Below are 22570 nucleotides of genomic sequence, written 5' to 3'. Positions count from 1 at the left end.
GATGACCGTGACCAGGACCGGGGAGCCCACCGGGGCCACCGACGACGCCTCCGACGGCACGAGCGTCCGCGAGCAGGTCGCCCGCCTGCGGACCACGTTCCGTGGTGGCCGTACCCGCGACCGGAGCTGGCGGCTGCGCCAGCTGAGCGGTCTCGAGCGGATGCTCACCGAGGCCGAGGACGAGTTCGTCGCGGCCCTCGCCGCCGACCTCGGCCGTCCCCGCGTCGACGCCTGGATGGCCGACCTGGCCCCGACCGTCGCGGAGTCCCGCCACGCCCGGAGGCGCCTGCGCCGCTGGATGCGCCCGCACCGGGTCGGCCTGCCGCTGTCGGTGCAGCCGGGGTCGGCGCGCTGGGTGCACGAGCCGCTCGGGGTCGTGCTGGTCATCGGGCCGTGGAACTACCCGGCGTACCTCACGCTCGCGCCGCTGGTGGCCGCGTTCGCGGCCGGGAACTGCGCCGTGGTGAAGCCCTCGGAGTACGCGCCCGCGACCGCGGAGGTGCTCGCCCGGCTGCTGCCGCGCTACACCGACCCGGACGCCGTCGCCGTCGTCACCGGAGGGCCGGGGGAGACCCAGGAGCTGCTCGCCCAGGGCCTGGACCACGCGTTCTTCACCGGCAGCCCGGAGGTCGGGGCGAAGGTGATGGCCGCCGCGGCGCCGCACCTGACCCCGGTCACGCTCGAGCTGGGCGGGAAGAGCCCGGTGATCGTCGCCGCGGATGCCGACGTCGAGGTCGCCGCGCGCCGGATCGCCTGGACCAAGCTCATGAACTCCGGCCAGACCTGCGTCGCCCCGGACTACCTGCTCGTCGACTCCGCCGTCCGCGACGAGCTGGTCGAGCGGCTGGTCGCCGAGACCGCGCGGATGCGCGGCGGCGCGGGCGGGGGCGTGCGGATCGTCGACGCCCGGCAGGCGGCGCGGCTCGCGGGTCTGCTCGCCGACGACCACGGGGGCACCGTGGTGGCCGGCGGGACGATCGACCCGGAGACCCGCACCGGGGAGCCGACGGTCGTGCTCGACCCGCGGCCGGGGTCCCGGCTGATGACCGAGGAGATCTTCGGCCCGATCCTGCCGGTGCTGACCGTCGACGGTGTCGACGCCGCGATCGCGCATGTCAACGCCGGTCCGAAGCCCCTGGCCGCCTACGTGTTCACCGGCTCGTCGCGCACCGCGGAGCGGGTCACCCGCGAGGTCCCCGCCGGGGCGACCGTCGTCAACCACCTGATGTTCCACGTGCTGGTGCCCCAGCTGCCCTTCGGGGGAGTGGGGCGCAGCGGCTCCGGGGCCTACCACGGGCGGTTCGGGTTCGAGACCTTCTCGCACCGGCGGGCGGTGTTGCGCAAGCCTGCCCGGCCCGACCCCGGCATCGTCTACCCGCCCTACGACGGGCGGACCGAACGCCTGCTGCGCAGGATCTTCTGATCGGACACGCGTCCGGCGTGGCACCCTGGTGGGTCGGCACGGGTCGTGGAGAGGGGGCGGGCGGGGTGGCCAGGAGAGCGGGTCGGCAGATCGCTGCCGAGCAGTACTACGACGCTGCGATGTCGATCCTCGCGCGCGAGGGCGCGGCCGGGCTCAAGATCGGTCCGTTGTGCCGGTCGCTCGGCGTGACCAGCGGGTCGTTCTACCACCACTTCGGCGGCTGGGCGGGCTTCGTCCGCGGACTGCTGCGCTACTGGGAGGCCGAGCAGACCGACCGGATCGTCGAGCTGGCCCGGGCGACCGCGGACCCGGTCGAGCGCATCGACGTGGTCAAGCAGCTCACGGTGGCCCTGCGGCACGACGCCGAGGCCGCTATCCGGGCCTGGGCCCAGATCGACCCCGAGGTCGGCCGCGCCCAGGCGCGGGTGGACGTGCAGCGCCGGATCGCGCTGGAGCAGGTGGTGGCCGACGTCGTGCCCGACCCGGACGACGCCCGCAGGCTCGCCGTCTTCGGCATCTCGCTGATGGCCGGCTACCAGCAGACCTGCGACCCCCGCGACCGCGATCTCCTGCGTGCCCTGTTCGACGACTACCAGCGCCTCATCCTGTCGCACGCCCCGCACGTGACGCCGCCGATCGGGTGATCCTCCGGGCGGGTGGGGGCGTGGTCGCCGACTCGGTCGTACAACGGCAATCGGGCCGTTCGGACCAGCCCTGATACCCGGCCGGGAGCACTGTTACCCACGGTCCGCAACATTGCGCGGTGATCTGTAACCCACGGTAACCATAACGTAGATTACGGCATGGTCGCCGATCGCCGACCCCGCCGACCCGCCAGTAACCCCTGACGCGCAGACTCGTTGTTCCGTTCAGCACCGACGACTGGCCCCCGCTCCCCAGCGTTCCCGGGCCCCGGTGCGGTTCGTCGGTCTATTGCGCGAGGAGGCGACACGTGACCGGTGTCGAGGTGAAGGTCGAGGGACTGACGAAGTCCTTCGGTCGGGCCAACATCTGGTCGGACGTGACCCTGACGCTGCCCGCGGGCGAGGTGTCGGTGCTGCTCGGGCCGTCGGGTACCGGTAAGTCGGTGTTCCTGAAGTCCCTGATCGGGCTGCTCAAGCCGGAGCGGGGGTCGATCGTGATCGAGGGCGTCGACCTGTGCAAGTGCTCGGAGTCCGAGCTGTACGAGATCCGGAAGCTGTTCGGGGTGCTGTTCCAGGACGGTGCGTTGTTCGGGTCGATGAACCTGTTCGACAACATCGCGTTCCCGTTGCGGGAGCACACGCGCAAGTCGGAGTCGGCGATCCGCGACATCGTCATGGAGAAGATCGACATGGTCGGTCTGGTCGGTGCCGAGGGCAAGCTGCCGGGTGAGATCTCGGGCGGTATGCGTAAGCGGGCGGGGCTGGCGCGGGCGTTGGTGCTGGATCCGAAGATCATTCTGTTCGACGAGCCGGACTCGGGTCTGGACCCGGTGCGGACGGCGTACCTGAACCAGCTGATCATCGATCTGAACGCGATGACGGACTCGACGTTCCTGATCGTCACCCACGACATCAACTCGGCGCAGACGGTCCCGGACAACATCGGGCTGCTCTACCGCAAGCACCTGGCCATGTTCGGCCCCCGCGAGGTCCTGCTGACCTCCGACGAGCCCGTCGTCGCCCAGTTCCTCAACGGGCGTCGCGAGGGGCCGATCGGGATGTCGGAGGAGAAGGACGCCGCCCAGGCCGCCCGCGAGATGGAGGAGGCCGGCGAGCTCGAGGGCCGCCCGCCGATGAAGCCCCAGCTCGTCGCCTCGACCGGGATGCCCGACCGGCAGGCCGTGCATCGCCGCCGTGAGCGGGTCCAGGAGATGATGCACGAGCTTCCCGAGTCGGCGCAGGAGGCGATCCGGGAGCAGTACGCCGACAGCGACGCGCAGGCGGGCGGCCCGTCGCAGGACGGCACCACCCGTCAGATGGCCCGCAGCGGCGCGACGGTGAGCGATGACCGTCCCACCGACATCCACCCGCGCATCACCGACGACACCCCCGACCCGGGCGGCCGTCACCAGCTCTCCGGCGGTGAGCGGTGAGCACCCCCAGCCCCGTCACGCGGGCGCTCACCCCGGTCGGCAAGTTCTTCGGCCTGTTCGCCGAGATCGGCCGCCAGGGACTGCGCCGGCCGTTCCAGTGGCGCGAGCTCGTCGAGCAGACCTGGTTCGTCACCAAGGTCTCGGCGCTGCCGACCGCACTGTTCACCATCCCCTTCGGTGCGACGATCGCGCTGCTGCTCGGTGAGCTGACCCGCCAGTTCGGCGCCCAGTCCCAGACCGGCGCCGGCGCGGTCCTCGCGATCGTCCAGCAGGCCGCGCCGATCGTCACCGCGCTGCTGATCTCCGGGGCGGGCGGGAGCGCCGTCTGTGCGGACCTGGGCGCGCGGACCATCCGCGAGGAGATCGCGGCGATGGAGGTGCTCGGCATCTCGCCGATCCAGCGCCTCGTCGTCCCACGGGTGCTCGCGATGGGCATCACCGCCGTCGTCCTGAACGGCCTCGCCACCTGCGTCGGCGTCGCCGGCGGCTACTTCTTCAACGTGATCATCCAGGGCGGCTCGCCCGGCGCCTACATCTCCAGCTTCTCGGCGATCGCGCAGGTCAGCGACATCGTCGTGTCGGAGATGAAGGCCTTCCTGTTCGGCATCGTCGCGGGCGTCGTCGCCGCCTTCCGCGGGCTGAACCCGCCCCCCGGCGCCAAGGGCGTCGGCGACGCGGTGAACCAGGCCGTCGTCATCTCCTTCGTCCTGGTCTTCCTGATCAACCTCGTGCTCACCGCCTTGTACCTCGAGCTCGTCCCGCCGAAGGGCTTCTGATCCATGGCAACCCCACTCGGAACACGTGCCCGGCGGGCCGCGCAGGCGCCGCTGAACCAGCTCGAGGAGCTGGGCGACCAGCTCTCGCTCTACATCCGGTCGATCCTCTGGATCCCGAAGACGCTGACCCGCTACAAGAAGGAGGTCGCCCGGCTGCTCGCCGAGGTGTCCTTCGGGTCCGGCGCGCTGATCGTCATCCTCGGGACCGTCGGCGTCATGGCGTCGCTGTCGCTGTTCGTCGGCTCGCTGGTCGGCCTGCAGGGCTTCCGGGCCCTCGACGCCCTGGGAGTCGAGGCGCTGACCGGCTTCATCACCGCCTACTTCAACACCCGCTCGATCGCCCCGCTGGTCGCCGCCTCGGCGCTGACCGCGACCCTCGGCGCGGGGTTCACCGCCCAGCTCGGCGCGATGCGGATCTCCGAGGAGATCGACGCCCTCGAGGTCATGGCCGTGCCCTCGGTGCCCTACCTGGTCACCACCCGGGTGGTCGCCGGCATCGTCGCGATCATCCCGATCTACACGCTCGGCCTGCTCGCCAGCTACGCCGCCTCGCGGATCAACGTCACGCTGATCAACGGCCTGCCGGGTGGCACGTACGACCACTACTTCGACCTGTTCCTGCCGGTCAGTGACGTACTGCTGTCCTATCTCAAAGTGATCGTGTTCGCGACGGTGATCATCCTGATCCACTGCCACTACGGCTACTCCGCCAAGGGCGGACCGGCCGGCGTCGGCGTCGCGGTCGGGCGGGCGGTGCGGCTGTCGATCGTCAGCACCGCGGTCCTCGACTTCTTCCTCACCCTCGTCATGTTCGGCACCTCGACCTCGGTGCGGGTGGCCGGATGAGGTCCACCAAGCGTGTGCTGCAGGGCCTGGCCTTCGTCACGGTCATCGTCGTCCTGCTCGGCCTGGCCGTCGCCCAGTACTCGGGGGTGTTCTCCTCCGGCGTCCCGGTCACGCTGAACGTGGCCCGGGTCGGCACCCAGATGCAGGAGCGCTCCGACGTCAAGGTCAACGGCCTGATCGTCGGGCAGGTCGACAAGGTCGTCTCGAACGGCACCGACACCAGCATCGAGATGTCGATGGACCCGCAGTACCTCGACCAGATCCCCGAGAACGTCACCGCGCAGCTGCTCCCCAAGACGCTGTTCGGCGAGAAGTTCGTCTCGCTCGTCCCGCCGGCCGCGCCGTCGACGGCCCGGCTCGCCGCGGGCGACGTCATCCCCGAGGACCGCAGCAAGGCCGCGCTGGAGGTCGAGCGCGTGCTCGACGAGCTCCTGCCGCTGCTGCAGACCGTCCGCCCGCAGGACCTCGCGACCACCCTCGGCTCGCTCTCCCAGGCCCTGCAGGGCCGCGGCAACCAGCTCGGCGAGACCCTCACCCAGCTCAACACGCTGGTCGAGGGCCTCAACCCGGCCGTGCCCGACCTGCAGGAGGACATCCGCCAGCTGGCGACGTTCTCCGACAACCTGAACCAGGCGGCGCCGGACCTGCTCGACGCGCTCGACAACCTGACGGTCACCAGCCGCACGATCGTCGAGAAGCGCGAGGGGCTGCGGAACCTCTACCGCTCCATCACCGGCGCGTCGGACGACCTGCGGGCCTTCCTCGACGCGAACGGCGAGAACATCATCGGGCTGTCGGCGGCCAGCCGGCCGACGCTGGAGACGCTCGCGCGCTACTCGCCCGAGTTCCCCTGCCTGACCCGCCAGCTCGTCGAGCTGATCCCGAAGATCAACGACGCGATCCGGCCGGGCACCGACCGGGTGGGCGTCAACATCACCCTCGAGATCGTGGCGAGCAAGGGCAAGTACCTGCCCAACCAGGACGAGCCGCGCTACGGCGACGACCGCGGCCCGCGCTGCTACCCGATCCCGGTGCCGACCGGCACCCAGTACCCGCCGGACGGCCCGTTCCGCGACGGCTCCGTCCCCGGCCCGGCCCCGGCCGGGCAGCCGATGGGCAACCCCGAGGACTTCGGGGTCGACACCTTCGGCACCTACGACGGCACGAACAGCTTCGGCCTGATCCAGGACCAGAGCGCGCAGAACGGCGCGGGCGTGCTGCCCCCGCTGACCACCACGCTCGGCCAGGTGGGCATCCAGCCGTCGTCCTACGAGGGGGCGCACCAGAGCGGCTCGGTCGACATGGGCGTCGCGAACTCCGCCGGTGAGCAGGAGGTCGTCGCGCAGCTGCTGGCCGCCCACCAGGGCGGCTCCCCGCAGGCCGTGCCGGCCTGGAGCAGCACGATGGTCGGCCCGCTCCTGCGCGGCACGGAGGTGACGCTGACGTGAGCAGGCTCCCGATCTCGGCGCTGGTCAAGTTCCTGGTCTTCGCGCTGATCACGGCGATGGGCACCACGCTGCTCGGCCTGACCATCGCGAACGCCCGCGGCGGCCAGGTCACCGAGTACACCGCCCGGTTCACCGACGCGACCGGCTTGCTGGCCGGCGACGACGTCCGCATCGCCGGCGTCGTCGTCGGGTCGATCAAGGACGTCCGCATCGTCGACCAGCGGGTCGCCGAGGTGGCGTTCGACGTCGACTCGTCCACCCCGCTGCCGGCGACGGTCAGCGCGACCCTGAAGTACAAGAACCTCATCGGCCAGCGGTACATGGCGCTGGACCAGGGCGCGGGCCCGACCGGGCAGGACCTCCCCGCCGGCGGCCAGATCCCGATCGACCGGACCCGCCCCGCGGTCAACCTGACCGTGCTGTTCAACGGCTTCCAGCCGCTGTTCCAGGGCCTCGACCCGGACCAGATCAACAAGCTGTCGATGGAGATCGTCCAGGTCCTGCAGGGCGAGGGCGGCACGGTGCAGAGCCTGCTGGCCTCGACGTCGTCGCTGACCAACTCGATCGCCGACCGCGACCAGGTCATCGGCCAGGTCATCGACAACCTGAACCTGACGCTCGACACCGTCAACCGCAACGACGAGGGCCTCAACGAGCTGATCAGCTCGCTGCAGGCGCTGGTGTCCGGGCTGGCCCAGGACCGCGAGCCCATCGGCAACGCCATCCAGTCCATCGGCGAGCTGACCCAGGTCACCGGGTCGTTCCTGGAGGACGCCCGCCCGCCGCTGCGCGACGACATCCGCAACCTCGGGGACCTCGCGACCCAGCTCGACCAGGGCCGCCCCGCGATCGAGCGGTTCCTGCAGTACACGCCGTTCAAGCTGAACCGGATCGCCCGCGTCGGCTCCTACGGCAGCTGGTTCAACTTCTACCTCTGCGGCCTCGACGGCCAGATCGGCATCTCGCCGATCCTGCCGCCGACCTCGCTGGAGCAGCTGGGCATCGGCCCGATCCGCAACCCCGAGCGGCGCTGCGGCGCGGACCCGTCCGGGATCGGGGCCGGCAACACCGTCCCGACCGACGGCTCGCAGCCCGGCGACCCCGCGGACAACCGCGCCCAGGACAACCCGTTGATGCGTGAGCCGACCACCGAGTCGGTCGGCGGCCTGCTGGACCAGGCGGCCGGCCGTGGCCCGGTCGACTCCAGCAGCGACCCGACCGCAGCGCTGCAGCCGGGAGGCAACTGATGGCACAGGCAGGGCAGAAGCGCCCCGTCCTGACGGCGGTGATCGGACTCGTGCTGATCGCGGCGCTGACACTGGCCGCGTTCAACTACGAGGCGATCTTCTCCGGGGCCACCCGCTACACCGCGGAGTTCCCCGAGGCGGCGGGCCTGCAGGCCAACGACCGCGTCACCGTGGCCGGCGTCGAGGCGGGCCGGGTGCAGAAGGTCTCCCTCGACGGCGACCACGTGAAGGTCGAGTTCACCGTCGAGGACGCCTGGGTCGGCAACCGGACCACGGCGTCGATCGAGATCGCGACGCTGCTCGGCTCCAAGTTCCTCGCCCTCGACCCGCGCGGCGACGGCGAGCAGAACCCCGACGAGCCGATCGGCCGGGACCGGACCAAGTCCCCGTTCGACGTCGTCGACGCCTTCAACGGCCTCTCCGGCACGATCGACCAGCTCGACACCACGCAGCTCGCGTCGAGCCTCACCACGCTCTCGGACACCTTCCGCGACACCCCGCCGGAGATCCGCGGGGCCCTGGACGGGCTGTCCCGCCTGTCGAACACGATCTCCAGCCGCGACGGCGAGCTGAAGAAGCTGCTCGCCAACACCCGGCAGCTGTCGACCACGCTGGCGGACCGCCGCGGCGATGTCGTGAAGCTGGTGAACGACGGCAATCTGTTGCTCGGTGAGCTGCAGCGCCGCAAGGACGCGATCGCGAACCTGCTCGACGGCGTGCAGCGCCTGTCGATCCAGCTGCGCGGCCTCGTCGCCGACAACCAGGCGCAGCTGCGCCCGGCCCTGGAGACCCTCGACCGCGTGCTGGCGGTGCTCGAGGAGAACCGCGACAACCTCGGCGAGATCCTCGACAAGGAAGCGGTGTTCGTCCGCGTGTTCGGCAACGCCCTCGGCAACGGCCGTTGGTTCGACAACTACCTGTGCGGCCTGCTGCCGCCGGTCGTGCCGCTCGGGGGTGACTGCTGATGGGGTCCTGGGCCAACGACCGGCGCCAGATCCAGTTCGGTGCCCTGATCGCCGTCGTCGCCGTCCTGGTGGCGAGCGCGATCTGGCTGATCACCTCCGGCGGCGGCCGCCAGGTCACCGCCTACTTCACCAGCTCCGCCGCGCTGTTCCAGGACAACGACGTGCGGGTGCTCGGCGTCCCGGTCGGCAAGATCGACCGGATCACGCCGGAGGGCGACCGGGTGCGGGTCGACATGACCATCACCGACGACGAGGTGCGCCTGCCCGCCGACGTCAAGGCCGCCGTCGTCTCGCCGAGCCTGGTCACCGGCCGCTACGTGCAGCTGACCCCGGTGTGGACCGGCGGCCCGGAGTGGAACGGCGAGCCGATCCCGCTGGAGCGCACCGCGTTCCCGCTCGGCGTCGACGACCTCACCCGGACCGCGACCGAGCTCTCCCGGGCGCTCGGCCCGCAGGGGGCGAACAAGGACGGCGCGCTCAACGACGTCCTGGACGTCACCGCGAAGAACCTCGACGGCAACGGCCGCGCGCTCAACGACACCATCCGCAACCTGGGTGGGCTCTCGGCGACGCTGAACGGGTCCAGCGGTGACCTGTTCGGCACCATCACCGAGCTGCAGAAGTTCGTCGGGACGCTGCGGGAGAACGACCCCGGCATCCGCGAGCTCAACGGGAAGCTGGCCGACGTGACCGGCTTCCTCGCGAGCCAGCGCGGCGAGCTCGGCGGGGCGCTGAACCAGCTGTCCTACGCACTCGGCGAGGTCGCGGACTTCGTGCGGGACAACCGGTCGACGCTGCGGTCGAACGTGGACAAGCTCGCGAGCGTCTCGCAGGAGGTCGTCGACCACCAGCGGGCGCTGTCCGAGATCGCCGACGTCGCCCCGGCCGCGCTGAACAACCTCACCAACATCTACAACGGCTCCTCCGAGACCCTCGACACCCGGGCCAACATCAACGAGCTGGCCTACCCGCTGCCGGTCGCGATCTGCGAGATCCTCCGCCGCGGCGCGGGTGCGATCCCGGGTGGCCTGGACCAGCCCACCGCCGCGCTGTGCGACGGCCTGGCCCCGATCCTCGACGGCGCCGTGCCGCTGCCGACCCCGCAGCAGGTGCTCGAGCAGCTCCAGGCCGGCGGCTCCGGGGTCAACCCGGCGGTGCCCCAGCTGATGCCGGGCTCGCCGCTGTCGCTGACCGACCCGGGCTCGCAGCTGCGCGCCCCGGCCGACCCGCAGGCTCCCGCCCCCGGTGGGCAGCCCGCACCGGGTGCCACCGGCGCCCCGGCCACCCCGGCGCCGTCGACGACGACGGCCCCGCAGGCCACTCCCACCCCGGTCCCCGAGACCGAGGAGCGCGGGGGCGGCGGACTGTTCGGCCTGTTCGGAGGTGGATCGTGATCGGCTCCAGCAGCCGTGTCGGCCGGGTGTCGGCGCTGCTGACCGCCGTGGCCCTGTTCGCGGGCGGCTGCGGCGCGGTGGACGGCGGCCTCCGGGGCATCCCGCTGCCCGGTGGCGCGAACCTGGGCGACGACCCGTACTCGGTGCAGATCGAGTTCGCCGACGTCGTCGACCTCGTCCCGCAGTCGATCGTGCGCGTCGGTGACGTGCCGGTCGGCGCGGTCGAGACCGTCGCCGTCGAGCCGGGGTCGTGGAACGCGCTGGTCACCGTCGCGGTGAACCGCGACGTCAAGCTCCCGGCCAACGCCACCGCGCGGGTCCGCACGACCTCGCTGCTCGGTGAGAAGTTCGTCGAGCTGTCCCAGCCGACCGTTCCCGCAGAGGGCGACCTCGCGCGGAGCGGGAAGATCGGGCTGCAGGCCAGCGGGCGCGCGGCCGAGGTCGAGGAGGTCCTCGGGGCCCTGTCGCTGCTGCTCAACGGCGGCGGCGTGGCCCAGATCCGGACCATCTCCACCGAGCTGAACAACGCGCTGTCCGGGCGCGAGCCGCAGGTGCGGGCGCTGCTGGACAACCTCGACCGGCTCGTCGGCTCGCTCGACAGCTCCAAGGACGACATCAACCGGGCGCTCGACGGGCTCAACCGCCTGTCGGCCACGCTCGCCGAGCGTCGCCCGCAGATCGAGAACGCCCTGCAGAACATCAGCCCCGGCCTGCGCGAGCTCGAGTCCCAGCGCAGGCAGCTGGTCGGCATGCTGCAGGCGCTCGACCGGCTGTCCGGTGTCGCGACGAACGTCGTCAACCGGTCCCGCGACGACCTGCTCGCCGACCTGGAGGCGCTGCGCCCGGTGCTGCGGAACCTGGCCGACTCCGGCCAGAACCTGCCGGACTCGCTGCAGCTGCTGCTGTCGATCCCGTTCACCGATGCGGCCACCGACGCCGTCGCCGGTGACTACGCCAACCTCTACGTGAAGCTGGACCTGGACCTCGGTTCGATCCTGCGCAACATCCTCAACTCCAACCAGCTCGGGCTCCCGCTCGACCCGACGCAGCTGGCCCAGCTGCCGCCCACCGCGCAGCTGCTGACGCCGCTGCTCGGCGCGACCCCGCGGCAGCCGGCCCCGGCGGTCCCGGGTGCGCCCGCGCTGCCGCTGCTCGGGACCGAGCAGCCCACCACCGCGCCGGCGCCGCCCGCCTCGGGCACCGCGACGGCCACCCCGGCACCGTCGGCGACCCCGGCACCGAGCCCGACGCCGGAGCAGGGCTCCGGTGGCGGCGGCCTGCTCGGCGGACTCTTCGGAGGCGGATCGTGATCACCAAGACCGTCCGCTGGCAGCTGATCGCGCTGGTGCTCGTCACCGTCGTGGCGGTCGGCTACGCGGGCTTCCGCTATGCGGGCCTCGACCGCATCTTCGGCGCGACGACCTACCCGGTCACGGTGGAGCTCGCCGACTCCGGCGGGATCTTCAGCGGCGCCGATGTCACCTACCGCGGCGTGAGCGTCGGCCGGGTCGGGCAGCTGTCGCTGACCTCCCGCGGCGTCGACGTCCAGCTCGACATCGAGAACTCCGCGCCGTCCATCCCGGCCGACGCCCGGGCCGTCGTCGGGAACCTCTCGCCGATCGGCGAGCAGTACGTCGACCTCCAGCCGGTGGCCGACGGCGGCGAGGCGCTCGCCTCCGGCTCGGTCATCCCGCAGGACCGCACCCGGACCCCGGTCCAGATCAACACCTTCCTGACCGAGCTGGACCAGCTCGTGTCGACGGTGCCGAAGGACTCGCTGCAGACCGTCGTCCGCGAGCTCGGCCAGGGCTTCGAGGGCACCGCGCAGCCGCTGCAGCAGCTGCTCGACACCACCGGGGAGTTCACCCGGGCCGCCACCGACGCGCTGCCGCAGACGACCGCGCTGATCCGCGACGCCCGGCCGGTGCTCACCACGCAGAACGAGGTGGCCCCGCAGTTCCAGGAGTTCAGCCGCGGCCTGCGCGAGGTCACCGAGCAGCTCAAGCAGTCCGACCCGGACCTGCGCCGGATCATCGACGACGGCCCGCGCCTGGGCGACCAGGTCAGCGGCCTGCTCCGGGAGAGCGGCCCCGGGCTCGGCGAGTCGATCGCGAACCTGCGGACGGTGACCGAACTGCTGGCCCCGCGCCAGGCGGGCCTGCGCCAGCTGCTCGTGACCTACCCCGGCCTGGTGGCCGTCGCGCCGAAGGTCGTGCCCGGCGACGGGACCGCGCACCTCGGCCTGGTCGTCAACATCGCCGACCCGCCGGTCTGCACCCGGGGCTACGAGGGCACGCCCAACCGCGGTGGCCTCGACGTCTCCGAGCGACCGGTGAACGAGGACGCCCGCTGCACCGAGCCCCCCGGAAGCCCCACCAACGTGCGCGGAATGCAGAATGTGCCGAGGCCCCAGCCGCTCGAGGTGCCGGACTACTCCGGCAACTCGGGGTTCGGCGGCCACGGTGACGGTCACCACGGCGGCGACACCGCCGACGGACCGGCCCCGCGGCCGAACGCCGGGTCGCTCGGCGACGACCGTGCCGAGCGGGTCGCGACGCCGGGCCTGGTGACGAGCTTCGCCCAGATCCTGGGCGGTTGAGCACGACGGTCGCGCCCCGTCCGGGGCGCGACCGGCACGACGGCCGGGCCACACCCGGGCCCGGCCGGCACGACGACCGCGGGGGACCGCCGTCCGCCGGACGGCGCGGACCCCCACGGCCGGCCCACGGCCGCCCGGTGCGGTCGCCGAGCGGCTGTGCCCCCGCAGCCGGGAGGAGGAACGCTCCCCGATGAACACCGACGTTGCCGGCTCCGACGCCGACACGAAGGCCGACCCGACGGCCGACACCCCCGACGGTGCCGCGCCCGTGGAGCCTGCCACCGGTCCGGACGGCGGCCAGGCCCCGCCCGGACCGCTCGCCAGGGCCCTGCCCGTGGCCGCCGTCGTCGCGGCGGTGCTCGCGCTCGTGCTGGGCGGCCTGTGGCTGTTCGCGCTGAACAGCGACGCCACCCAGGTCGCCCAGGCCCGCGACGAGGCGCTCCGTGACGCCCGCCAGGCCGTGATCAACCTGAACACCCTGGACCACAAGGACGCCCAGAAGGGCCTGGACCTGTGGATCCAGTCCTCGGCCGGGTCGGTCCGCGACGAGTTCGTGTCCAACCGCGACGCCTACGCCAAGCTGGTCACCGACCAGAAGCGCACCACCGCCGCGACCGTGACCGACGCCGCGGTGACCGAGGTCGACCCGCGCGCCGGGACCGCCCGGGTGCTCGCCGGCGTCGACGTGACCGTCACGCCCGAGGGCGGTCAGCCCGCCGTGACCCGCCAGCGCATCGAGCTCGGCATGGTCCGCACCGACGACGGCTGGAAGGTCGACGCACTGGAGCCGCTGGTCACCCCGGGTACGGGCTGACCCTCCGGCCCGACCCCCGGCCCCCCGGCGGTGCCCCGCACCGCCCCGCTCCCAGGTCGACCACCCCAGGAGGTCACCGCATGTCCACCCCCCGCCGCCGCCCCGCGGGCGGCATCCGCAGGCCCCAGGTCGCGGGCCGCCCGCGCACCCGCGCCGACGAGCCCGACGAGGAGGAGACCGGCACCGGCGGTGTCGCCCTCGACGAGCGCTCCGGTGACGCGGTCCCGTCCGCCGCACCGGTGCGCTCCGGCGACGCCGGGCGCACCGACGCCCCCGGTACGGCCGACGACGACGCCGCCCACGACGCCGACGGTGCCCCGGCCGAGGCCGACGGCGCCCCGCGCCGCCGGTCGGTGCTGTCCGCCCCGACCACCCGGCGCGCGACCGGCCTGCTGCTCGCCGTCACGGTGCTGCTCGTCGCGGCCGCCGCGTTCTTCGGCGCCGAGTGGTACCGCACGACCTTCACCGGCTCGGCGTCCAACACCGCGCTCACCGACGTCGGCACCACCGCGCAGGTCAGCGAGCAGGTCGGTGAGGCGATCACGAAGGTCTACTCCTTCGACTACGCCCGCCTCCAGCAGGCCGAGGACGACGCCCGTGGCGTCATCACCCCGGGCTTCCAGCCGGAGTTCGACAAGATCTTCGGCAGCGTGAAGGACCTCGCCCCGCAGCAGAAGGCCGTGGTCACCGCGACGATCCCGAAGCTCGCCGTGGCGAGCATCGACGGCGACCGCGCGACCGTCTACGCCTTCGTCAACCAGGTCATCCGCCGCCAGGCCGACGGCGGCGCCCCGCAGGAGGGCGCCGCGGCGGCCCGGCTGCGGGTCGACGCCCAGTTCGTCGACGGTCGCTGGAAGATCTCGGCGATGACGCCGGCCTGAGCAGGCCCCGCCTCGCCGTACCCCCGGGCGAACCGGGGGTACGGCGAGGAGTATGGTTACTCCCGATCCACCGAAGACCGCAGGTCCGCGTCCTTCCCGAAGGGCGTACGAAGGTTCCGGGAACGTCCGGACGGCCCGCGCAGGAGGACGAGGCGACACCGGGCGCGCGAGCGCCCCACGAACTTCCGACGCCCCGTGCTGCTGCGCACGGGGCGTTCGTCGTCTCCGGGGTCGGAGTGGGAACTGCGTCGGTGGCACCCCCAAGCACGTCCCACGTGCACGAGACCGACCCCCGAGAGGAGGGCAGCGATGGCAGCACCTGAGAAGGTCGCAGCGGTCGAGGAGATCACCAACCGCTTCCGCGAGTCGGACGCCTCGGTCGTGACCGAGTACCGCGGGCTCAGCGTCGCCAAGCTGACCCAGCTGCGCCGGGACCTGGGTGCGGGCGCGAACTTCCGCGTCGCGAAGAACACCCTGGTCAAGCGCGCGGCGGCGGAGGCCGGGGTCCAGGGCCTGGACGACCTGCTCGCCGGCCCGACGGCCATCACCTTCATCAAGGGTGAGCCCGTCGAGGCCGCGAAGGCGATCAAGCAGTTCGCGAAGGACAACCCCGGTCTGACGATCAAGGGCGGGTACATGGACGGGCGCGCCCTGTCCACCGCCGAGGTCGAGCAGCTGGCGGACCTCGAGACCCGCGAGGTCCTGCTGGCCAAGCTGGCCGGCGCGATGAAGGCGAACCTGTCCAAGGCCGCCGGGCTGTTCAACGCCCCGGCCTCGCAGGTCGCCCGCCTCGCGCAGGCGCTGGCCGACAAGAAGGCCGAGTCCGGCGAGTCCGCCGCTCCGGCCGAGGCCGACGGCGACTCCGCCGAGAGCTGATCACCACCCCCATCTGTCTTTCGTAGAGAAAGGACCGCCACCATGGCGAAGCTGTCCACCGACGAGCTGCTCGACGCCTTCAAGGAGCTCACCCTGCTCGAGCTCTCGGACTTCGTGAAGAAGTTCGAGGAGACCTTCGAGGTCACCGCGGCCGCCCCGGTCGCCGTCGCCGCCGCGGGTGCCCCCGCCGCCGGTGCCGCCCCCGCCGAGGAGGAGAAGGACGAGTTCGACGTCGTCCTCGAGGCCGCCGGTGACAAGAAGATCCAGGTCATCAAGGTCGTCCGTGAGGTCGTCTCGGGCCTGGGCCTGAAGGAGGCGAAGGACCTCGTCGAGTCCGCGCCGAAGCCGCTGCTCGAGGGTGTCGCCAAGGAGGCCGCCGAGGCCGCCAAGACGAAGCTCGAGGAGGCCGGCGCCAAGGTCTCGCTCAAGTGACCTGAGCACCGCTCGCACGACGGGGCGCCGACCCACCGGGTCGGCGCCCCGTCGTCGTCTCCGGGATCAGGTCTGCTCGCGGGCCCGCAGCTCGCGGCGCAGCACCTTGCCCGTGACGGTCTTGGGGACCTCGTCGAGCAGCTCCACCTGCCGCGGGTACTTGTAGGCCGCCATCCGCTCCTTGGTGAACGCGATCAGCTCCTCCGGGGTGGCCGAGGCGCCCGCCCGCAGCGACACGAACGCCTTCACCGTCTCGCCCCGGTACTCGTCGGCGACGCCGACCACCGCGGCCTCCCGCACCGCGGGGTGCTCGTAGAGCACGTCCTCCACCTCGCGCGGCCACACCTTGTAGCCGCCCGCGTTGATCTGGTCCTTCTTGCGGTCGACGATGTAGAACCAGCCGTCGGCGTCCATGTAGCCGACGTCCCCCGTTCTGAGTTCGGGCTGCGCGAGCTCCCCGGTGGGGAACGCGTGGGCCGTCTCCTCGGGCTTGCCCCAGTAGCCCGCGACGACCTGCGGCCCGGACGTGCAGATCTCCCCGATCTCGCCGGGCGGGAGCTCCGCGCCGTCGTCGTCGAGGATGCGCACGACGGTCCCGTAGATCGGGACGCCCACCGACAGCGCCCCGGACGCGGAGTCCACCGGCCCCTGCGTGCCGATCGGCGTCGCGTGCGACGGCGAGGTGGTCTCGGTCAGCCCGTAGATGTTGTGGATCCACAGCCCGAACGCCTCGTGGAACGCGGTGACCGTCGACGGCGGGATCGGCGCCCCGCCCGAGCAGATCGTGCGCAGCGACGCGAACGCCTCCCGGTCGGCGTTCGGGGCGTTCATCAGCGCGATGAACACGGTGATCGCCCCGACGGTCAGGGTCGGCCGGTGCTCCCGGATGACGTCGACGCCCAGCGACGGCTCGAACCGGTGGAACAGCACCAGCGGCGCGGCCAGGTACTGGGCGAGGGTCACGTGCGCGATCAGCCCGGTGATATGGAACAGCGGGGCGATGCCGAGGACGACCTCGTCGTCGCCGAGGCCGCACCAGGTGGCGTAGGCCTGGCTGGTGAAGACGACGTTGCCGTGGGTGTTCATCGCGCCCTTGGGCGGCCCGGTGGTCCCCGAGGTGTAGGTGAGGAACGCGGTGTCGCCTGCGGTGAACGACACCGGCGGGGGAGTGCTGCCCCGGTGCGTCTCCAGGAACGCCCCGAGGTCGGTGACGTCGTCGCCGGACAGGTCCGGCCGCGCGGAGTCGGGCAGCGCACGCGGGTCGTCGCGGGTCTGGAACTCGCGCTCGGAGGTGGTGAGCACGGTGCGCACACCCGGCTGCCCGGCCAGCACGGTCCGCGCGACGCCGTCGTAGAGCGACTCCAGGCACACCAGCACCGACGACCCGGAGTCGCGCAGCAGCAGCTCCAGCTCGCGCTCCCGGTTCATCGGGTTGATCGACACCGCGACGCCGCCGGCCTTCCAGGTGCCGATCAGGCCGAGGACGAACTGCGGCACGTTCTGCAGGTACATCGCGACCCGCTCGCCCGCGGTGAAACCGCCGGCGAGCAGCCCGGCGGCGAAGGCGTCGGTGAGCTCGTCGAGCTCGCGGTAGGTGAGCGCGCCGTCGAAGTAGCGGATCGCGTCGCCGTCGGGGTTGCGCGCCACCGCGGCGCGGAACATCGACAGCGCGTCCGGGAAGTCCGGGGTGATGTCGTGCGGCTGGCCCTCGGCGTAGCGGGCCAGCCAGGGGCGGTCGGCGAAGGACATCAGCGGATCACGATCGGGTTCACCGGTGCCCCCGTGCCGTTGACGACCTTCAGCGGGGCCGCGGCGTAGAGGAAGCTCCACCGTCCGTCGGCGGCGCAGGCGTCGGCGAGGTCGTCGAGCCAGGCGATCTCGGTGAGGGCGACGCCGAGGTTGCGCATCAGCGCGCAGTGCAGCGGGAGCGCGACGCCGGTGTGCGGCTCGCTGGTCACCTCGTTGGCGATCGTGTCGGTGACGAGGTTCGGGATCTCCTTGCGCTGGAACCACTCCACGAGCTCGCGCGAGTAGGTGAGCCCGGGCTCGGTGAAGTCGGTGTAGAAGGTGGCCGGGTCGTTGAGCTCGTACCAGTACTTCATCCATCCGGTGCGGATGACGAGCACGTCGTGCGGCTCGATCGTGACGCCCTGTGCCTGCGCGGCGGCCTCGAGGTCGGTGTGGTCGAAGGTCTCGCCCTTGTCGAGCCATTCCTTGCCGCGGTGCCGGGCCATGTCGATGAGCACGCCCCGCCCGACGACGCCCTTCTCCGCGATCGGCAGCACCGAGGCCCGGTCCATCGCGTCGACGGTGGAGCGCGCGTCGTAGCCGTTCCAGAGCTTGCCGTCGTACCAGACGTGGCCGAGCGCGTCGTACTGCGTGGAGCCCTGCAGGAAGATGAGGGCGGTGTCGTCGGCGTAGTGCAGACCGCCGGGGAACTGCGGCGCGTCGGCCGAGTCCCAGGTGCCCTCGTCCATGACGTTCTGGCGCTTGATGCCCTCGCGGCCCGGCCACAGCGGGTCGCCCGGCGCCTCGGTGCGTCCCATGTGGATCTGCAGGGTGAACACCTCGCCGGACCGGACGTGCTGCACGCCGCGCAGGACCTCGCCCGCGTCCAGGTAGTTCAGGCAGCCGAGCTCGTCGTCGGGACCCCACTTGCCCCAGTTGCTGGGGGCGTCGTCACCGAGGAGCTCGCGCATGGGAGGAGTGCTGTCGGACATCGTCGTCCTTTCGTCGCCGCCGGCCGTCACCGACCTGTGACCGATCGTTGGCGCCCCGACGACACCGTGTCAACCGTCACGCGGAGCGACCTGAACGGGCGTCGGCGGACCGGTCGTCCCGGCAGGATGACCGCTCGTCGACGAAGTGGGACTTGACTCGGTGCGGCGTGCAGGTCACTCTTGGGCAACGGTGGTTGCCTGGATGCTGGAATCGGCGACCTGTCTCGACAGCTGCGCTCGCAGCGTCTATAGTCATTCTTTGCGCTGTCTGCGTCCAGGCTCACGCGCTCATGACCGGGGAAGACTTCCGGACCGATCCGTCGGCCGCCGGAGAGGGTTCGGCGGACATGGGTGCGGGGGTTCGTTCGTCCGTCAGCGCCCGACAACAGACGGCGTGCGACGTGGCCGGCTACCGGCTTCTCGATCCGGGGGGACCCCGATCGGATCGAGGGAGACGGTAGCGCCCGCCACCGGCGCACGCCAGACGAGAAGCGCAGTTCTCGGAAGGACGCATCTTGGCTGTCTCCCGCGCCGCCGCGACCACCTCGACCCTCTCCGCTTCGGCGAACCCGAACTACCCCGGCGCACCCACCCGGGTCACCTTCGCGAAGATCGCCCAGCCGTTGGAGGTCCCCGACCTTCTCGACCTGCAGATCCAGTCGTACGAGTGGCTGGTCGGCAGCGAGGCCTGGTTCCAGCGCCGGATCGAGGCCGGTGACGATCTCCCGGTGAGCGGTCTGGAGGAGATCCTCACCGAGATCTCGCCGATCGAGGACTTCTCGGGCTCGATGTCGCTGTCCTTCTCCGACCCCCGCTTCGACGAGGTCAAGGCCTCCGTCGAGGAGTGCCGGGACAAGGACATGACCTACGGTGCCCCGCTGTTCGTGACGGCGGAGTTCACGAACAACACCACCGGTGAGATCAAGTCCCAGACGGTCTTCATGGGCGAGTTCCCCGTGATGACCGACAAGGGCACCTTCATCATCAACGGCACCGAGCGCGTCGTCGTGTCGCAGCTCGTCCGTTCACCGGGTGTCTACTTCGACCACGCGATCGACAAGACGACCGAGAAGGACGTCTACTCGGTCAAGATCATCCCGAGTCGGGGTGCGTGGCTGGAGTTCGACGTCGACAAGCGCGACACCGTCGGTGTCCGCATCGACCGCAAGCGCCGTCAGCCGGTCACCGTGCTGCTGAAGGCCCTGGGGTGGACCGCCGAGCAGATCGGTGAGCGTTTCGGGTTCTCCGAGACGATCATGACGACGCTCGAGAAGGACAACACCGCGGGCCAGGACGAGGCGCTGCTCGACATCTACCGCAAGCTGCGTCCCGGCGAGCCGCCGACGCGCGAGTCGGCCCAGGCGCTCCTGGAGAACCTGTTCTTCAAGGACAAGCGCTACGACATGGCCAAGGTCGGTCGCTACAAGGCCAACAAGAAGCTCGGCCTCGACATCGAGAACTCGGTCGGCACGCTGACCGAGGAGGATGTCGCCACCACCATCGAGTACCTCGTCCGGCTGCACGCCGGCGAGACCACGATGGCCGTGGGCTCCGGTGACTCCGCGCGGGAGATCCCGGTCGAGACCGACGACATCGACCACTTCGGCAACCGGCGCCTGCGCACCGTCGGCGAGCTGATCCAGAACCAGGTCCGGGTCGGTCTGTCCCGCACCGAGCGGGTCGTCCGCGAGCGGATGACCACCCAGGACGTCGAGGCCATCACGCCGCAGACCCTGATCAACACCCGGCCGATCACGGCCGCGATCCGGGAGTTCTTCGGCACCTCGCAGCTGTCGCAGTTCATGGACCAGCACAACCCGCTGGCCGGACTGACCCACAAGCGCCGCCTGTCGGCGCTGGGCCCGGGCGGTCTGTCCCGTGAGCGTGCCGGCATGGAGGTCCGCGACGTCCACCCGTCGCACTACGGCCGCATGTGCCCGATCGAGACCCCCGAGGGTCCGAACATCGGTCTGATCGGCTCGCTGGCGTCCTTCGCGCGGGTCAACCCGTTCGGCTTCATCGAGACGCCGTACCGCAAGGTCGTCGAGGGTGTCGTCACCTCCCAGATCGACTACCTGACCGCCGACGAGGAGGACCGCTTCGTCGTCGCCCAGGCGAACGCCCGCCTCAACGAGGACGGCTCGTTCGCCGAGGACCGGATCCTGGTCCGCCGCAAGGGCGGCGAGGTCGACCTGATCTCGCCCTCGGGCGTCGAGTACATCGACGTCTCGCCGCGCCAGATGGTGTCGGTCGCGACGGCGATGATCCCGTTCCTCGAGCACGACGACGCGAACCGCGCGCTGATGGGCGCGAACATGCAGCGCCAGTCGGTGCCGCTGCTGCGCTCGGAGTCGCCGCTGGTCGGTACCGGCATGGAGCTGCGTGCCGCCGTCGACGCCGGTGACGTCGTCACCGCCGAGTCCGCCGGTGTCGTCGAGGAGCTGTGTGCCGACTACATCACCGTCATGGACGACGAGGGGCAGCGTCAGACCTACCGTCTGAACAAGTTCCGCCGCTCCAACCAGGGCACCTGCAACAACCAGAAGCCCATCGTGGACGAGGGGCAGCGGGTCGAGGTGGGCCAGGTGCTCGCCGACGGTCCCTGCACCGAGAACGGTGAGATGGCGCTGGGCAAGAACCTGCTCGTGGCGATCATGCCGTGGGAGGGCCACAACTACGAGGATGCGATCATCCTGTCGCAGCGCCTCGTGCAGGACGACGTGCTCACCTCGATCCACATCGAGGAGCACGAGATCGACGCGCGCGACACGAAGCTGGGCGCCGAGGAGATCACCCGGGACATCCCGAACGTCTCCGAGGACGTGCTGGCCGACCTCGACGAGCGCGGCATCATCCGGATCGGCGCCGAGGTCCAGCCCGGCGACATCCTGGTCGGCAAGGTCACGCCCAAGGGCGAGACCGAGCTGACCCCGGAGGAGCGCCTGCTCCGCGCGATCTTCGGTGAGAAGGCGCGCGAGGTCCGCGACACCTCGCTGAAGGTCCCGCACGGCGAGAACGGCAAGGTCATCGGCATCCGGGTCTTCTCCCGCGACGACGACGACGAGCTGGCCCCGGGCGTCAACGAGCTGGTCCGCGTCTACGTGGCCCAGAAGCGCAAGATCTCCGACGGCGACAAGCTCGCCGGCCGGCACGGCAACAAGGGCGTCATCGGCAAGATCCTCCCGCAGGAGGACATGCCGTTCCTCCCGGACGGCACGCCGGTCGACATCATCCTGAACACCCACGGTGTGCCGCGTCGTATGAACATCGGCCAGATCCTGGAGACCCACCTCGGGTGGATCGCCAAGTCCGGCTGGGAGATCGAGGGCACGCCCGAGTGGGCGGCGCAGATGCCCGAGGAGCTCTACTCGGTGCCCGCCGACACGAACACCGCGACGCCGGTGTTCGACGGTGCGCGCGAGCACGAGATCACGGGTCTGCTGGGCTCGACCCGTCCCAACCGGGACGGCGAGCGGATGGTCGGTCCGGACGGCAAGGCGCAGCTGCTCGACGGCCGCTCCGGTGAGCCGTACCCGTTCCCGGTCGCGGTCGGCTACATGTACATCCTGAAGCTGGCCCACCTGGTGGACGACAAGATCCACGCCCGGTCGACCGGCCCCTACTCGATGATCACCCAGCAGCCGCTGGGCGGTAAGGCGCAGTTCGGTGGCCAGCGCTTCGGTGAGATGGAGTGCTGGGCGATGCAGGCGTACGGCGCCGCCTACACCCTGCAGGAGCTGCTGACGATCAAGTCCGACGACGTCGTGGGCCGCGTGAAGGTCTACGAGGCGATCGTCAAGGGCGAGAACATCCCGGAGCCGGGGATCCCCGAGTCGTTCAAGGTGCTCCTCAAGGAGCTGCAGTCGCTCTGCCTGAACGTCGAGGTGCTCTCCAGCGACGGTGCGGCGATCGAGATGCGGGACGCCGACGACGAGGACCTCGAGCGTGCCGCGGCGAACCTGGGCATCAACCTGTCCAGCCGCCCGGGCTCGGAGTCGATGACCGTCGACGACGTCGTCAACTGACCCCCGTCCGACCAGCCGCCCTTTAAACGAAGAAACAGAGGACATAC

17 protein-coding genes and 1 pseudogene are annotated in these 22570 nt (G+C 71.2%); 16 read left to right on the top strand and 2 right to left on the bottom strand.

Going from position 1 to position 22570, the window contains the following annotated elements:
* The first annotated feature begins 1 nt into the window (after position 1).
* The 15 genes and pseudogenes from KPL57_RS28570 (at position 2) to rplL (ending at position 15778) form a co-directional block, all read left to right on the top strand.
* Positions 2 to 1423 carry an aldehyde dehydrogenase family protein gene (locus KPL57_RS28570; RefSeq protein WP_226353844.1) on the top strand — a complete coding sequence of 474 codons (1422 nt, stop codon included), beginning with the start codon at positions 2 to 4 and terminating at the stop codon, positions 1421 to 1423.
* A 119-nt stretch (positions 1424 to 1542) separates the two neighbouring features.
* Positions 1543 to 2067 (top strand): TetR/AcrR family transcriptional regulator, encoded by a 525-nt coding sequence (locus KPL57_RS28565; protein ID WP_226353843.1) that lies wholly within the window; start codon positions 1543 to 1545, stop codon positions 2065 to 2067.
* Between the two features lie 308 nt (positions 2068 to 2375).
* Positions 2376 to 3500 (top strand): ABC transporter ATP-binding protein, encoded by a 1125-nt coding sequence (locus KPL57_RS28560; RefSeq protein ID WP_226353842.1) that lies wholly within the window; start codon positions 2376 to 2378, stop codon positions 3498 to 3500.
* Positions 3497 to 4276: an ABC transporter permease gene (locus KPL57_RS28555; protein ID WP_226353841.1), complete on the top strand. Its 780-nt coding sequence runs from the start codon at positions 3497 to 3499 to the stop codon at positions 4274 to 4276. Before KPL57_RS28560 ends, KPL57_RS28555 begins: the two co-directional genes overlap by 4 nt.
* 3 nt (positions 4277 to 4279) lie before the next feature.
* Positions 4280 to 5122 carry an ABC transporter permease gene (locus KPL57_RS28550; protein ID WP_226353840.1) on the top strand — a complete coding sequence of 281 codons (843 nt, stop codon included), beginning with the start codon at positions 4280 to 4282 and terminating at the stop codon, positions 5120 to 5122.
* Positions 5119 to 6570 (top strand): MCE family protein, encoded by a 1452-nt coding sequence (locus KPL57_RS28545; protein WP_226353839.1) that lies wholly within the window; start codon positions 5119 to 5121, stop codon positions 6568 to 6570. Before KPL57_RS28550 ends, KPL57_RS28545 begins: the two co-directional genes overlap by 4 nt.
* Positions 6571 to 6581: 11 nt before the next feature.
* A pseudogene (locus KPL57_RS28540) lies at positions 6582 to 7568 on the top strand (MCE family protein); the annotation flags it as partial.
* A gap of 248 nt (positions 7569 to 7816) precedes the next feature.
* Positions 7817 to 8782 (top strand): MCE family protein, encoded by a 966-nt coding sequence (locus tag KPL57_RS28535; RefSeq protein ID WP_226353838.1) that lies wholly within the window; start codon positions 7817 to 7819, stop codon positions 8780 to 8782.
* On the top strand, positions 8782 to 10176 hold the full coding sequence (locus KPL57_RS28530) for an MCE family protein (protein ID WP_226353837.1): 1395 nt from the start codon (positions 8782 to 8784) through the stop codon (positions 10174 to 10176). Before KPL57_RS28535 ends, KPL57_RS28530 begins: the two co-directional genes overlap by 1 nt.
* Positions 10173 to 11486: an MCE family protein gene (locus KPL57_RS28525; protein ID WP_226353836.1), complete on the top strand. Its 1314-nt coding sequence runs from the start codon at positions 10173 to 10175 to the stop codon at positions 11484 to 11486. The genes KPL57_RS28530 and KPL57_RS28525 overlap by 4 nt, the downstream gene beginning before the upstream one ends.
* Complete coding sequence (locus tag KPL57_RS28520) at positions 11483 to 12775, top strand: MCE family protein (RefSeq protein ID WP_226353835.1); 1293 nt, start codon at positions 11483 to 11485, stop codon at positions 12773 to 12775. The genes KPL57_RS28525 and KPL57_RS28520 overlap by 4 nt, the downstream gene beginning before the upstream one ends.
* A 190-nt stretch (positions 12776 to 12965) precedes the next feature.
* Entirely contained in the window at positions 12966 to 13589 is a 624-nt protein-coding gene (locus KPL57_RS28515; protein WP_178375981.1) for a hypothetical protein, read from the top strand.
* Positions 13590 to 13669: 80 nt separating this feature from the next.
* The gene (locus KPL57_RS28510; protein ID WP_226353834.1) at positions 13670 to 14470 is read left to right on the top strand and encodes a nuclear transport factor 2 family protein; all 801 of its coding nucleotides are present in this window, start codon (positions 13670 to 13672) and stop codon (positions 14468 to 14470) included.
* A gap of 309 nt (positions 14471 to 14779) precedes the next feature.
* The gene (gene rplJ / locus KPL57_RS28505; protein WP_226353833.1) at positions 14780 to 15346 is read left to right on the top strand and encodes a 50S ribosomal protein L10; all 567 of its coding nucleotides are present in this window, start codon (positions 14780 to 14782) and stop codon (positions 15344 to 15346) included.
* A gap of 42 nt (positions 15347 to 15388) precedes the next feature.
* Positions 15389 to 15778, top strand: coding sequence for a 50S ribosomal protein L7/L12 (rplL, locus tag KPL57_RS28500; RefSeq protein WP_062397856.1), 390 nt, complete (start codon positions 15389 to 15391; stop codon positions 15776 to 15778).
* Positions 15779 to 15844: 66 nt separating this feature from the next.
* Here rplL and KPL57_RS28495 read toward each other — a convergent pair whose 3' ends face one another.
* Both KPL57_RS28495 and KPL57_RS28490 read right to left on the bottom strand, forming a co-directional pair.
* Positions 15845 to 17527, bottom strand: coding sequence for an AMP-binding protein (locus KPL57_RS28495; RefSeq protein ID WP_226353832.1), 1683 nt, complete (start codon positions 17525 to 17527; stop codon positions 15845 to 15847).
* Entirely contained in the window at positions 17527 to 18498 is a 972-nt protein-coding gene (locus tag KPL57_RS28490) for a cyclase family protein (protein ID WP_062397852.1), read from the bottom strand. Before KPL57_RS28490 ends, KPL57_RS28495 begins: the two co-directional genes overlap by 1 nt.
* Positions 18499 to 19013: 515 nt before the next feature.
* Here KPL57_RS28490 and KPL57_RS28485 point away from each other — a divergent pair.
* The gene (locus KPL57_RS28485) at positions 19014 to 22523 is read left to right on the top strand and encodes a DNA-directed RNA polymerase subunit beta (protein ID WP_226353831.1); all 3510 of its coding nucleotides are present in this window, start codon (positions 19014 to 19016) and stop codon (positions 22521 to 22523) included.
* The last annotated feature ends 47 nt before the right edge of the window (positions 22524 to 22570 follow it).

The sequence above is a fragment of the Pseudonocardia sp. ICBG601 genome, from assembly GCF_020496245.1.
This window is presented reverse-complemented; position numbering and strand designations above follow the sequence as displayed.

Coding starts and splice junctions, on each gene's coding strand:
- rplL (WP_062397856.1), top strand. CDS start 15,389: ATGGCGAAGCTGTCCACCGACGAGCTGCTCGACGCCTTCAAGGAGCTC.
- KPL57_RS28565 (WP_226353843.1), top strand. CDS start 1,543: ATGTCGATCCTCGCGCGCGAGGGCGCGGCCGGGCTCAAGATCGGTCCG.
- KPL57_RS28510 (WP_226353834.1), top strand. CDS start 13,670: ATGTCCACCCCCCGCCGCCGCCCCGCGGGCGGCATCCGCAGGCCCCAG.
- KPL57_RS28495 (WP_226353832.1), bottom strand. CDS start 17,527: ATGTCCTTCGCCGACCGCCCCTGGCTGGCCCGCTACGCCGAGGGCCAG.
- KPL57_RS28490 (WP_062397852.1), bottom strand. CDS start 18,498: ATGTCCGACAGCACTCCTCCCATGCGCGAGCTCCTCGGTGACGACGCC.
- KPL57_RS28535 (WP_226353838.1), top strand. CDS start 7,817: ATGGCACAGGCAGGGCAGAAGCGCCCCGTCCTGACGGCGGTGATCGGA.
- rplJ (WP_226353833.1), top strand. CDS start 14,780: ATGGCAGCACCTGAGAAGGTCGCAGCGGTCGAGGAGATCACCAACCGC.
- KPL57_RS28545 (WP_226353839.1), top strand. CDS start 5,119: ATGAGGTCCACCAAGCGTGTGCTGCAGGGCCTGGCCTTCGTCACGGTC.
- KPL57_RS28550 (WP_226353840.1), top strand. CDS start 4,280: ATGGCAACCCCACTCGGAACACGTGCCCGGCGGGCCGCGCAGGCGCCG.
- KPL57_RS28570 (WP_226353844.1), top strand. CDS start 2: ATGACCGTGACCAGGACCGGGGAGCCCACCGGGGCCACCGACGACGCC.
- KPL57_RS28515 (WP_178375981.1), top strand. CDS start 12,966: ATGAACACCGACGTTGCCGGCTCCGACGCCGACACGAAGGCCGACCCG.
- KPL57_RS28530 (WP_226353837.1), top strand. CDS start 8,782: ATGGGGTCCTGGGCCAACGACCGGCGCCAGATCCAGTTCGGTGCCCTG.